12 protein-coding genes are annotated in these 12,362 nt (G+C 50.6%); all 12 read left to right on the top strand.

All coding sequences use genetic code 11. The features are described from left to right. Positions 1-436: (Fe-S)-binding protein (locus HN413_04020; protein MBT3389556.1), on the top strand; the 436-nt coding region annotated here is incomplete at its 5' end. 80 nt (positions 437-516) lie between these two features. Further along, on the top strand, positions 517-2,535 hold the full coding sequence (locus tag HN413_04015; protein MBT3389555.1) for a HAMP domain-containing protein: 2,019 nt from the start codon (positions 517-519) through the stop codon (positions 2,533-2,535). Beyond that, entirely contained in the window at positions 2,528-3,622 is a 1,095-nt protein-coding gene (locus HN413_04010; protein ID MBT3389554.1) for a response regulator, read from the top strand. Before HN413_04015 ends, HN413_04010 begins: the two co-directional genes overlap by 8 nt. 52 nt (positions 3,623-3,674) lie before the next feature. Next, positions 3,675-4,100: a response regulator gene (locus HN413_04005; GenBank protein MBT3389553.1), complete on the top strand. Its 426-nt coding sequence runs from the start codon at positions 3,675-3,677 to the stop codon at positions 4,098-4,100. A 4-nt stretch (positions 4,101-4,104) separates the two neighbouring features. After that, the gene (locus HN413_04000; protein MBT3389552.1) at positions 4,105-4,668 is read left to right on the top strand and encodes a hypothetical protein; all 564 of its coding nucleotides are present in this window, start codon (positions 4,105-4,107) and stop codon (positions 4,666-4,668) included. Beyond that, on the top strand, positions 4,665-5,549 hold the full coding sequence (locus HN413_03995; protein ID MBT3389551.1) for a CoB--CoM heterodisulfide reductase iron-sulfur subunit B family protein: 885 nt from the start codon (positions 4,665-4,667) through the stop codon (positions 5,547-5,549). Before HN413_04000 ends, HN413_03995 begins: the two co-directional genes overlap by 4 nt. A gap of 73 nt (positions 5,550-5,622) precedes the next feature. Then, the gene (locus tag HN413_03990; GenBank protein MBT3389550.1) at positions 5,623-7,632 is read left to right on the top strand and encodes a CoB--CoM heterodisulfide reductase iron-sulfur subunit A family protein; all 2,010 of its coding nucleotides are present in this window, start codon (positions 5,623-5,625) and stop codon (positions 7,630-7,632) included. An 85-nt stretch (positions 7,633-7,717) separates the two neighbouring features. Further along, on the top strand, positions 7,718-8,185 hold the full coding sequence (locus HN413_03985; GenBank protein ID MBT3389549.1) for a hydrogenase iron-sulfur subunit: 468 nt from the start codon (positions 7,718-7,720) through the stop codon (positions 8,183-8,185). A gap of 1 nt (position 8,186) precedes the next feature. Next, the gene (locus tag HN413_03980) at positions 8,187-9,203 is read left to right on the top strand and encodes an oxidoreductase (protein ID MBT3389548.1); all 1,017 of its coding nucleotides are present in this window, start codon (positions 8,187-8,189) and stop codon (positions 9,201-9,203) included. A 4-nt stretch (positions 9,204-9,207) separates the two neighbouring features. Next, positions 9,208-10,698, top strand: coding sequence for a Ni/Fe hydrogenase subunit alpha (locus HN413_03975; protein MBT3389547.1), 1,491 nt, complete (start codon positions 9,208-9,210; stop codon positions 10,696-10,698). Between the two features lie 148 nt (positions 10,699-10,846). Further along, complete coding sequence (locus tag HN413_03970) at positions 10,847-11,341, top strand: hydrogenase maturation protease (GenBank protein ID MBT3389546.1); 495 nt, start codon at positions 10,847-10,849, stop codon at positions 11,339-11,341. A 106-nt stretch (positions 11,342-11,447) separates the two neighbouring features. After that, positions 11,448-12,098: a response regulator transcription factor gene (locus tag HN413_03965; GenBank protein ID MBT3389545.1), complete on the top strand. Its 651-nt coding sequence runs from the start codon at positions 11,448-11,450 to the stop codon at positions 12,096-12,098. The last annotated feature ends 264 nt before the right edge of the window (positions 12,099-12,362 follow it).

The raw sequence follows: 12,362 nt of genomic DNA, 5'->3' as shown, positions 1-12,362 counted from the left end.
ACCCGTGCTGCACTATACGGAATTGCTTGACCAGTTGATCGCTTCCGGGCAATTGAAATTCATCAAAAAACTGGGCTACAAAGTCACTTACCACGACCCCTGCTACCTGGGACGCTACAACGGCGTTTATGACGCACCGCGGCGCGTCATTGAGGCTACTGGCTGTGAGATCATTGAAATGCCCCGTTGCCGCGATCAGGCTTTCTGCTGCGGTGCGGGTGGCGGACGCATCTGGATGGCTGAGGGCGAAATGAGCGAACGTCCCAGTGAAGCTCGCATTCGCGAAGCCGTTGAACTCGGCAACGTGACGGACTTCATCGTCGCTTGCCCCAAAGATATCACCATGTACGCTGATGCCGTTAAAACAACCAGCAACGAAGAATATATCGTTGTAAAAGATTTGATCGAGCTTGTATTCGAGGCTCTAAGCGAGTAACTCGATAACGGAAGATCAGGATCAGGCCCTCACCCTCCCTCTCCCAAATTTGAGAGAGGGAGGGGTGGGCAACACAAAAAATGACTAGTTCTGCTGAACCCACCACCGATCATCACCCGCCAACCGGATTTTTCTTCCGGCTGCGCAATGTGCGGGTGCAAATTGGGGCAAAGCTCATGTTGAGCTATTTGCTTGTGATTGTATTCATCAGCGGTGTTTTTATGGTGGTCGGCATCCGGCTCGTAAGCAGCCTGATTTTGTCGGAGGCGCAAGAGAAGGTGCGCAACGATCTCAATTCAGCCCGTGAAATCTATAACAACCAGCTTAATCAGATCGACACCACCGTGCAGTCCACGGCGAGTCGCTTTTTCTTGCGGGATGCACTCATCAATGGAAATTTGGATGCCGCGTTCGATGAACTCGATCGCATCAAAAAAGCCGAAAATCTCGATGTGTTGGCTATCACCGACAAATATGGTTATGTACTCATCCGCACCTGCAACCCTGATCTCACTGGCGACAATCAGGGCAGTGACACGATTATCAACCGAACGCTATACAGCAAAAAACCTTCTGCGGCCACAATCATCGTTAGTGGCGAGATATTGCAACGCGATATTCCAGAGTTAGCTAAACAAGCCTACATCGAACTCATTGATACACACCTGGCGCGCGAGCGTGAAGAAACCGAAATCACCGATGGCATGATGCTGAAAGCCGCCGCGCCGATCTTCGATTATGAAGGGAATCTCATTGGCGTAGTCTATGGCGGTGTCCTGCTCTCCAAAGACTACGAAATTGTGGACAAGATCAAGCAAACCGTTTATGAAGACGTAATCTATAAGGGCCAGGATATTGGCACGGCGACCATCTTCATGGATGATGTACGTATCTCCACGAATGTAAAAAATGAAAACGGTGAACGGGCCATCGGCACACGTGTATCCGAAGAGGTTTATAACCGTGTCATCGTGCAGGGCGAACCGTGGATCGACCGGGCTTACGTGGTCAACAATTGGTATATCACCGCTTACGAACCGATCCATGATGTCTATGGGCGCGTGATCGGGATTTTATATGTAGGTGTGCTGGAGCAAAAATATCTCGATATTCAGCAGCGCACCATCCTCACATTTTTAGCAATCACGATTGCCGGGGCGTTAATTTCATTGGTAGCTTCCTATTTTCTCGCCAGGGGTATCCACATTCCCATTCGGAAGCTGGTTTCGGCCTCCAAAGAGATTGCCGCTGGGCAGTTGGATACGCGCGTTACCGTACACACAAACGACGAGTTGCAATACCTGGCGATTTCGTTCAACCGTATGGCGCAGTCGCTGCAAAAGCGAGATGACCAACTTAAAGAATTCGCCACTCAACGCATCATGGAATCGGAACGCCTCGCCCTGGTTGGGCAGCTTTCAGCCAATATTGCGCATGAATTGAATAACCCGCTGCAAGGCATCGTTACTTTTTCACATCTATTGCTGGAAGATGGCGCTTGCGATGATGCCACAACGCGTTTTTCTCTTGAGAAAATTGTTGGGCAGGCGAACCGCTGTCGAGATATTATTCGCGGCCTGCTGGATTTTTCTCGCCAACGCATGCCAGAAAAAGCGCTCTGCAATGTTAACGAAGTGTTGCACGAGTGCGCCTCCCTGGTTGAGCATCAAGCGTTATTTCACAATATTCTGGTGATAAAGTATTTTCAAGAAGATCTGCCGATGGCAATCATCGATCATGCTCAGATTGAACGGGTTTTCATCAACATGATTGTCAACGCCGCCGAAGCCATGGAAGGGAGTGGGCACCTGACCATCAGCACACGCTACAAACCGGAGAGCGATTTCGTCGAAATTGCCTTCTCCGACACCGGCCCCGGAATCAGCGAAGCGAATCAGAAAAAAATCTTTGACCCCTTCTTCACAACCAAAGATGTCGGGCACGGCACAGGTTTGGGGTTGGCAATCAGCTATGGCATTATAAAAGGCCACAAAGGATCAATCTCTGTAGAGAGCGAAATTGGTCGCGGGGCGACATTTATCATTGGGTTGCCCCTCAGAGCCAATGGAAATAATAAAGAGAGTTCACAACATGGATGAGAAAGCCAAAATACTCATCATTGACGACGAGGAAATTATCCGCGATTCTTGCATCCATATTTTGGCAAAAGGCAATTATGAAATTGCCACTGCTGAAAACGGCATGGCAGGACTTGCTTTATTGGATGAATTTCACCCCGATCTGGTTTTGGTTGATCTGAAAATGCCCGGTTTATCGGGTTATGAGGTGCTCGACAAAATCCACGAATTTGATGCCACAATTGTGACAATCGTTATCACTGGCTTTGCAACCATTGATGCCGCGGTTGAATCGATGAAAAAAGGCACATTCGATTTTCTCCCCAAGCCTTTCAAGCCCGATGAACTACGGCTGATTGTGCGCAGAGGCTTAGACCGGAGAACATTAATGATCGAAACAATTGCCCTGCGCCGAGAAAAAGAAATGCTGCGCGAACATTTTGCGGCAATTGTCTCCCACGAGCTAAAGTCTCCCCTCGGGGCCGTACAGACCAACCTATTTGTCCTGGCCGATGACTTAAAAGACAAGCTCAGCGCTGAGCAAATCGAAAAACTTGAACGCCTGCAAACGCGCATCGCTGATCTCGTCAAATTGGTAAACACATGGCTGCGAGCCATTTCTGTAGATATAAATAGCATTCGTGAGAATTTTGAACCCGTAGCCATCCCCGCCGTGATTGAAAAGGCGATGGAGAATATTCAGAATCATGCCATTCGCAAAGATATTGATGTTCGTGTAAATGTCGCTGAATCGCTCAGTTTGGTCAATGGCGACGAGGGCACCCTGGTTGAGGCAGTAGCCAATATTGCCGGCAATGCCGTCAAATACACACATATTGGCGGGCGCGTTTCTGTAACCGCTGAAGAGCATGACGACGATATTCTCATCTCGGTAAGTGATAACGGCGTAGGTATCGCCGCAGAGGATATCCCTAATTTGTTTGAAGATTTTTATGTTGGCAAATCAAAAACAGATGGTGAAAGGAGGAGTGGTGTCGGATTAGCAATAACCCGGCGGATTATTGAAGCTCACAACGGAAATATCACTGTCGAAAGCAAACTGGGCGAAGGCAGCACGTTTGTAATCCAACTGCCCGTACTCGGTTAAAAATTTACTCAGGAATTTAATAACCATTGGATCCAGAACTAAGGAGGTTCTTATGGCCCAGACGAGGTTATTAATCATAGACGATGATCCCGATTATGTGGATGGGATCAAAGCGATTCTCGAAAAAGCAGATTATCAAGTTGATGCGGCCTACAATCCAAAAGAAGGCTTCGCGGCGCTGGATGCGCAAACCTACGACCTGATCTTGCTCGATGTTATGATGGGCAGAGGCGCAGAGGGCGTCATGGTAGCTCGCAAGCTCAACAAGGATCCTGTCTTGCGGAATATCCCGGTTTTGATTATCACCGGCATTCGCGAACAAATGGCCTTCCTCTTCCCAGGCCAGCCTGTGCATCCGCGCATCCTCCCCACAGATGAATTGCTCGAAAAACCTGTGGACCCGAAACTGCTTTTAGAGAAAGTTGATGCTCTGCTCAAAGAGGCAGCAGCGAAAAAAGCGCGTGGAGAACAGGAATAAGCTTATGGCAACCAAACCCACATTCAGCCAAGAGATATCCAACCTCCTGTATGCTTCACATGGCAAACCGCTGAAGAATTGTATCCATTGTGGAACTTGCTCTGGCTCCTGCCCGGTAGCTAATTTCATGGATCAAACACCTCGGCGGCTGATTGGGATGATCAATGCGGACCTCAAAGAAGATGTGCTGGATTGCAACACCTACTGGTTCTGCGCTTCCTGTTATCAATGCAACGTAAGGTGCCCGGCCCAAATTGATATTGCCGATGTCATGTACGCTGTCAAACGTTATTCGATCTGGCATAAGACGTACAAAGACGATCTGGTTGGCCCGACATTCTCAGAAACCTTTGTTAAAACCATCATCCGCAGCGGGCGTTCCTATGAGCCTCTCCTGGCCCCAACCTATATGTTCAGCATGGGGATCAAAGAAGTGCTCCAGGAAGCCCACATGGCAACTCAGATGATGCTCAAAGGCAGGATGCCCGTGCTTCCAACAAAAATCAAGCGACTGGATAATTTCAAAAATATGATACGCAGGATCATCCCGATGGGAGGTGCAAAATGAAGAAGTTTGCCTACTTCCCCGGATGTTCTCTCGAAAAGTTGGCGCTAAGCTATAACAACTCTTCGGTTGAAACCAGCCGTATGCTTGGGGTAGAACTTCAGGAATTGGAAGACTGGAATTGCTGTGGCGCGACCACTTACTTCCATGTTGACCAACTGCTGGCCTACACGCTGGTAGCCCGCAACCTGGCCATGGCCGAAAAAGAAGGCCTGGACCTGGTGGCCCCGTGCAGCGCCTGCTACAAAAATGCATACTTCACCAATAAGTACATCAAAGAAGATGCCGATCTGGCGGAACATATCAATTACGCCCTCGAAGAAGACGATCTCCAATTCCAGGGCAAAATCAATGTCCATCATGTAATTGAAATCTTCGTTAATGAAATCGGCGTTGAAGAGGTGGCCGCCAAGGTCACTAATCCGCTCGAAGGGTTGCGCGTGGCCCCCTACTATGGGTGCCAGATCGTGCGCCCGAAACATAACGGCATGGAATCTGAAAATCCTCAGTTCTTTGAGGCATTGGTTTCTGCGATGGGCGCCGAAGCGGTTGATTTCCCCGAAAGGCTGCGCTGTTGCGGCGGTTCGCTGATTATGACCAGCCGCCATGCCGCGCTCGATATGGTGCGAACCCTTTTACAAAGCGCGGTCAATTGCGGCACCGATGTGATTGCAACTGCATGTCCGTTATGCCAGGTCAATCTGGAATGCTACCAACTACAAGTCAACGATGAGTTCGGCACAAACTTCAAATTGCCGGTACTCTACTTTACCCAACTGCTCGGTTTGGCAATGGGCCTTCCACCCAAGAAGATCGGTATAGGCAGCGAACTTGTATCGGTTGCGCCTTTTTTCAAAAAATACCTTAGCAAGCAAGTCAGTTGACCTGTTCTACAAAGCACTATACAAAAAGGTCTTGAATTAATTCACCATGCAGAATCTATTAGGAGAGAGACCTATGAGTGAAGAAAAAATTGGAGTATACATCTGTCATTGCGGCACAAATATCGCCAAAGTGGTAGATGTGGAGGATGTTGCCGAATGGGCAGGGAACCAACCCAATGTGGAAGTTTCCCGTGAGTACAAATTTATGTGCTCAAGCCTGGGGCAGGACTTGATCGAGGAAGATATCAAAGAAAAAGGCCTGACCCGCATCGTGGTGTCCTCCTGCTCACCACACATGCACGAAAAGACTTTCCGTACAGCCTGCGAACGAGGCGGCTTGAATCCCTTCTTGGTCGAAATGGCTAATATCCGCGAGCACAATTCCTGGACGACAGATGATAAAGTTGCGGCAACACAAAAAGCCAAAGCGCTGACCAACGCAGCCATCGAGCGCGTGGTCCACCATCAACCCCTGGAGCAACTCCCGGTAGAGATCAACCCCAATACGCTGGTTGTCGGCGGCGGCATCGCCGGCATCACGGCTGCCCTGGAACTCGCCAATGGCGGTCGCCATGTTTATCTGGTTGAAAGAGAACCTTCCATCGGCGGCCACATGGCACAACTCGATAAAACCTTCCCCACCCTGGACTGTTCAGCCTGCATCCTAACCCCCAAAATGGTCGATGTCGGACAGCATCCCAACATCACCCTGCTCACCTGGAGCGAAGTTGAAAAAGTGGATGGGTTCATTGGCAATTTCACCGTCAATATTCGCAAAAAAGCTCGCTATGTCAATGAGGAACACTGCACAGGCTGCGGCATCTGTATTGAAAAATGTCCCTTCAATGTTGTTGACGATATTTTCGAGGCCGGTATGGGAGATCGCAAAGTTATTTACCGTCCCTTCCCTCAAGCGGTGCCGAAATACCCCGTCATTGACAAAGAAAATTGTGTTTACTTCCAAAAAGGTAAATGCAAGGCCTGCGAGAAATTCTGTCCTACAGAACCCAACTCGATTGAATTCGACCAAGAAGATGAAATTCTCACCGTTGATGTGGGCAATATCATCCTTGCGACAGGTTTCCAGCTTTTCGATTCGACCAACATTCCGCAATACGGCTATGGTCGCCTGCAAAATGTCTTCACCGGCATCGAATTCGAGCGCATGGTCAACGCTTCTGGGCCAACCGATGGCAAAATCGTCTTGCGTGACAAAAAGACCGCGCCGAAGAGCGTGGCGATCATCCACTGCGTTGGTTCGCGTGACGAAAATTATCACAAGTACTGCTCCAAGATTTGCTGCATGTACTCGCTGAAATTTGCCCATCTGGTTCACGAGCGCATCCCCGACGCTGAAGTCTATAACTGCTATATCGACATGCGCACACCGGGCAAAGGCTACGAAGAGTTCTACAACCGGCTGCTCGAAGAGGGCACCCACTTCATCCGCGGCAAAGTGGCCGAAGTCACCAACGCCGCCCGCAAACCCGAAGAAGAGGGCAAACTCATCGTCCAGGTCGAAGACACGTTGATTGGCCGCCAACGGCGCGTGCCTGTGGATATGGTCATCCTCAGCCCCGCAATGGAGGCTCAACCCGACTCGAAAGGAATTTCCCAACTCTTCAAGATGGGCTGCGACTTCGATGGCTTCTTCACCGAACGCCACCCCAAGCTGGACCCGGTTGCCACAATGACTGATGGCATCCTGATCGCGGGCGCCTGTCAAGGCCCGAAAGATGTTCCCGATAGTGTGGCACAAGGCGCAGCTGCAGCCGCTCGCGTGGCCGGGTTGATCAACCTCGGCACAGTGATGATGGAACCCGTACGCGCCTCCATCCATCAGGAAGAATGCTCCGGTTGCCGAATCTGCAACAATATGTGCCCTTACAATGCCATCGTCTTCCATGCCGATCGAAAGGTTTCCGAGGTGATCACCGCACTCTGCCAGGGTTGCGGCACCTGTGTGGCCGCCTGCCCCAGTGGCATCATCAGCGGCGCTCACTTCACCAACGACCAACTATTCTCCCAAATCGAGGGCATTTTGTGGGACGTGCGTCCTGAAAAGGAGCTGGTATCCGCGTAGACAGTTATCAGCAAACAGGCTCAGTAGCCAAAACATCTGGATACTGAAAACTGACCACTGATAACTGAACACTGGAGAAAAAACTATGAGTGAACAATTTGAACCCGTAATCGTTGGATTTCTGTGCAATTGGTGCTCCTACCGCGCGGCCGACCTGGCAGGTACAGCTCGAATTCACTACGCCCCCAATATGCGGCCTATCCGGGTTATGTGCAGCGGACGTGTAGACCCGCAATTCGTGCTCAAGGCGCTGCGCGATGGCGCCGACGGCGTTCTCATCGCTGGCTGCCATCCTGGAGAGTGCCACTATGTATCTGGCAATATCAAAGCCCTGCGCCGATTCATCTTGCTAAAAGCAATGCTACGTCAACTGGGCGTTGAGGAAGACCGCGTACAACTCTTGTGGGCCTCCGCCTCAGAGGGCATCTTCCTGGCTGAAAGAGTAGACAAGATGACCGAACAAATTCGCGCTCTTGGCCCATTGAACTGGAACGAATCCGTATTGGGTGGCAATGGTCACCACGTTGCCGTTCCAGTCCCTGAGGAGGTTTAATATGTCTGAAAAACCGAAACTAGCAATGTACTGGGCCGCCTCCTGCGGTGGTTGTGAAATCTCTGTTTTGAATATTCACGAACACATCCTGACGGTGGATTCGGTCTTTGATATCGCCTTCTTCCCCTGTATTGCCGATTTCAAAGTCCACCACGTCGAGAGCTATCCCGATGGCTACATTGATGTGTGTCTGTGGAATGGCGCCATCCGCAACTCCGAGAGTGAGCACATGGCCCATTTGCTGCGCCAGAAATCAAAGGTCTTAGTGGCCTATGGTTCCTGTGCCTACGAAGGCTGTATCCCCGCACTCTCCAACCTGACATCCAAAGAGGCTACCTTCAACACGGTTTATGGCGAAAATCACTCGCTGGATAACCCAAACCAGGTTGTTCCGCTGACATCGGTAGATGTGGCTGAAGGAACCTTGACTCTGCCTGAGTTCTACCACACAGTAAGATCACTGGACCAGGTTGTGGATGTAGACTACTACCTTCCCGGATGTCCGCCAGAACCGCCTCAAATCTGGGCTGTTCTCCAGGTTGTGGTGGCCGGACTTTTAGAGGGCGCGCCGTTACCCCCAAAGGGATCCATAGTTGGGGTTACCAACACGGCCGTCTGCGAAGAATGCGATCGCGTGAAAAGCGAAAAAGCCATTGAGCGCTTCTATCGCCCCTACGAAATCACCCCCGATCCTGAAATTTGCCTACTCGATCAAGGCTTGGTCTGCATGGGTCTGGCAACCCGCGGCGGCTGTGGCGCGCTCTGCCCACAAGTCAATATGGGCTGTCGCGGCTGCTACGGGCCAATGCCAGGCGTAGAGGATCAGGGAGCTAAAATGCTCTCAGCAATTGCGTCCGTAATCGGTGCCGGTGAACCCGGCATGGAAGATGCGGAACTGGAAGAAAAAATCGGAGCGGTCGTCGATACCATCGTTGATCCTGCCGGCACATTCTACCGCTTCAGTATGGCCCACTCCCTACTTAGACGAGCCAAAGTTAATGGTAATGGGAAAGGATAAGACAATGAAAAGAATTACAATTGATCCCATCACCCGGCTGGAAGGCCACGGCAAAATTGAAATCTTCCTCGATGAGGAAGGGAACGTCGCCAATGCCTATCTCCAGATCCCCGAGTTGCGCGGCTTCGAGCAGTTCTCCGTCGGACGCCCCGCAGAAGAGATGCCCCGCATCACCAACCGCATTTGCGGCGTATGCCCTGAAGCCCATCATATGGCGGGTACTAAAGCCCTGGATGCCCTCTTCCATGTGGAACCTCCCTCGGTAACCAAGAAGATTCGCGAGATGTTCTACGAGGCCTTCTACTGCACCGACCACGCCGTCCACTTCTACGCCCTCGGTGGCCCCGACTTTGTCCTCGGCCCAAATTCCGATCCAGCCAAGCGCAATATCTTGGGTGTGATCCACGCCGTGGGCGTCGATATCGGCAAGCAGGTGATTCAGCACCGCAAGCGCAACCACGAAGTTATCCAGTGGTTAGGCGGTCGCGGCATTCACCCCGTCGCCGGTTTACCCGGCGGCTGGAGCGTAGCTGTCACTGAAGAAGTTCGCAAAGATATTGAACAAATCGCTCGCGATAATATCGCCTTTGGCGAGTTCAGCCTGAAGCTCTTCGATGACGTCGTGCTGGCCAACAAAGCCTATGTTGACCTGATTGTCTCCGACACCTTCACCCATCAGACTTACTCGATGGGCATGGTCGATGAGAATAACCACACCAATTTCTACGATGGCAAGATTCGAGTCGTGGACCCTGAAGGTGGCGAATTTGCCAAGTACGATGCAAAAGATTATGCCGATCACATTACGGAACGCGTAGAACCCTGGTCTTACCTCAAGTTCCCCTACCTGAAAAATGTGGGCTGGAATGGCTTCACCGATGGCATGGACAGCGGCGTGTACACCTGTACCCCACTCTCTCGTCTAAATGCCGCCGATGGTTTAGCCACCCCCAAAGCCCAAGAGCATTACGAGCGCATGTATGAAACCTTGGGCGCCGAAAAAGTTGACGGAAAATACAAACCCGTTCATCATCGTTTGGCGACCCACTGGGCGCGCTTAATCGAAATGCTCTACGCGGCCGAGCGGATGCTCGAGCTAGCCACCGACCCCGAGATCACCGACCCCAACGTGCGTGCCAAAGTCACCGAAACACCTACCGAAGGTGTGGGTTGTGTAGAAGCCCCGCGCGGCACTCTCACCCATCATTACAAGACAGATGAAAACGGGATCCTGACCAAAGTCAACCTGATCGTCGGCACCACCAACAACAACGCCCCCATCGCCATGTCGATCAAGAAAGCAGCCCAGGGCCTGATCACTAAAGGGACTGAAGTTACCGAAGGTTTGCTCAACACTGTTGAGATGGCTTTCCGCAACTACGACCCTTGCATGTCCTGTGCAACCCACTCCCTGCCAGGCCAGATGCCTCTCGAAGTCGTCATCCGTGACGCCGAGGGCCATGAACTCAGCCGGGGCAGTCAATACGTGGATTAGTTCACTAGTTTCTTGGTTGGATAGTTGGTTGGTTCCTAACCTTCCAACTATCCAACGATGTGACCACCAAAGTACTCAAGACTTCACTGTAAAAAGCACCAGCGGGAAGGTTCCGCTCAATAGCTTTGCACCGTAGAGTCACTCAACTATGGAAAAAATCATTGTTATCGGTCTGGGCAACCCCATCCTGACGGATGATGGGGTTGGCGTCAAAGTTGCTTACGAGGTTGAAAAAGCGCTGGGCGCCAACATTCCAATAAATTTAACCATCACCGAGGCCAGCGTTGGCGGCTTGCGGTTGATGGAGCTTCTGGTAGGTTACGATCGTGTAATTCTGATCGATGCGCTGCTAACCAATAACGGGCACGAGCCAGGCACAATCCATCATATGACGTTGGATGATTTGCGGCATATCAGCCCCACTCAGCACAGCGCCTCGGCGCATGACACATCTCTGGTAACAGCGCTTGAGGCCGGTATCGAAATTGGGCTTCACCTCCCCACCGAATTTTCGATCTACGCGGTGAACGTAACAAATATTCTGGATTTTAGCGAGGAGTCCACCCCCGCGGTAGCCGACGCTATCCCCAAAGTTGTTGCCATGGTACTCGAAGAATTACAGCAGCTACCACAGCCAACATAATTTCAGGGTCCATCCCTTAACAAAATTCATCTGCAAAATACAAAACCGGGTTCCTTCAACGTCCATAATTCAGGAACCCGGTTTGTGATTATGATAAAATCGCTACATGGCTGATATTCGTATTCTATTGGTGGATGACCACACAATTCTTCGTGATGGATTGCGTTCCCTGCTGGAACGCGAATCTGGCCTGAAGGTGATCGGCGAAGTCGGTGATGGACGCGCCGCCGTAGAGATTGCCGAAAAACTCATCCCCGACATTATCGTCATGGATGTAGCCATGCCCTTGCTCAACGGCATTGAAGCCACTACCAAGATCAAGCAATCCCATCCCCATATCAAAATTATCATCCTCTCCATGTACGACTACGAAAACTATATCCGCCAGGCATTGGCTGCGGGGGCTGCAGGCTATATTCTCAAAGATGCCTGCGCCACTGAACTTATTGATGCCATCCACGCGGTCAAAAAAGGCGAATCCGTGCTCTCCCCAGCAATCACTCGCTTGGTGATTGAAGACTATTTGCGCTGGGGTGAAATCCAGCCTGTCGAGAATAATAACAACCTGACCACCCGCGAGCGCGAAGTTCTCCAATTGATTGCCGAAGGGTACACAAATAAAGAAATCAGCGAAATACTGGTCATTGCAGCAAAAACTGTTCAGTCCCATCGTACTAACCTGATGGACAAACTTGATTTGCACAGTAAGGGAGATCTCATCAAATACGCGATCCGAAAAAAAATTATTGAGCTATAACGTGCATTTTCCTCACAACATAAGCGATTGAAAAAACCTCCGAGATTTTTTAGAAATCTCGGAGGTTTTTTACAATCGCTATTGACAAACCAGAACTTTTGTTCTATATTATTAGCACAGAAGTTCTAGTAATATCAGGCATCCACCTGGAGGTAATTATGCTCAATCAACTTTCTATCTTTCCTAACCGTATGCGTCTGCAGCGTGGCTTGCTCTTTGGAGCCTTGATTGTCACCGCCCTGTTGGCTTTCGAAATCTTCAACT

This window comes from Chloroflexota bacterium (assembly GCA_018648225.1).
Taxonomy (GTDB): domain Bacteria; phylum Chloroflexota; class Anaerolineae; order Anaerolineales; family UBA11858; genus NIOZ-UU35.
The sequence above is the reverse complement of the archived record's forward strand: the minus strand, read 5'-3'. Positions and strand labels throughout refer to the sequence as shown.

Excerpts from the sequence above, each read along its gene's own strand:
- HN413_04015 (MBT3389555.1), top strand. The coding sequence starts at position 517 with ATGACTAGTTCTGCTGAACCCACCACCGATCATCACCCGCCAACCGGA.
- HN413_04010 (MBT3389554.1), top strand. The coding sequence starts at position 2,528 with ATGGATGAGAAAGCCAAAATACTCATCATTGACGACGAGGAAATTATC.
- HN413_04005 (MBT3389553.1), top strand. The coding sequence starts at position 3,675 with ATGGCCCAGACGAGGTTATTAATCATAGACGATGATCCCGATTATGTG.
- HN413_04000 (MBT3389552.1), top strand. The coding sequence starts at position 4,105 with ATGGCAACCAAACCCACATTCAGCCAAGAGATATCCAACCTCCTGTAT.
- HN413_03995 (MBT3389551.1), top strand. The coding sequence starts at position 4,665 with ATGAAGAAGTTTGCCTACTTCCCCGGATGTTCTCTCGAAAAGTTGGCG.
- HN413_03990 (MBT3389550.1), top strand. The coding sequence starts at position 5,623 with ATGAGTGAAGAAAAAATTGGAGTATACATCTGTCATTGCGGCACAAAT.
- HN413_03985 (MBT3389549.1), top strand. The coding sequence starts at position 7,718 with ATGAGTGAACAATTTGAACCCGTAATCGTTGGATTTCTGTGCAATTGG.
- HN413_03980 (MBT3389548.1), top strand. The coding sequence starts at position 8,187 with ATGTCTGAAAAACCGAAACTAGCAATGTACTGGGCCGCCTCCTGCGGT.
- HN413_03975 (MBT3389547.1), top strand. The coding sequence starts at position 9,208 with ATGAAAAGAATTACAATTGATCCCATCACCCGGCTGGAAGGCCACGGC.
- HN413_03970 (MBT3389546.1), top strand. The coding sequence starts at position 10,847 with ATGGAAAAAATCATTGTTATCGGTCTGGGCAACCCCATCCTGACGGAT.
- HN413_03965 (MBT3389545.1), top strand. The coding sequence starts at position 11,448 with ATGGCTGATATTCGTATTCTATTGGTGGATGACCACACAATTCTTCGT.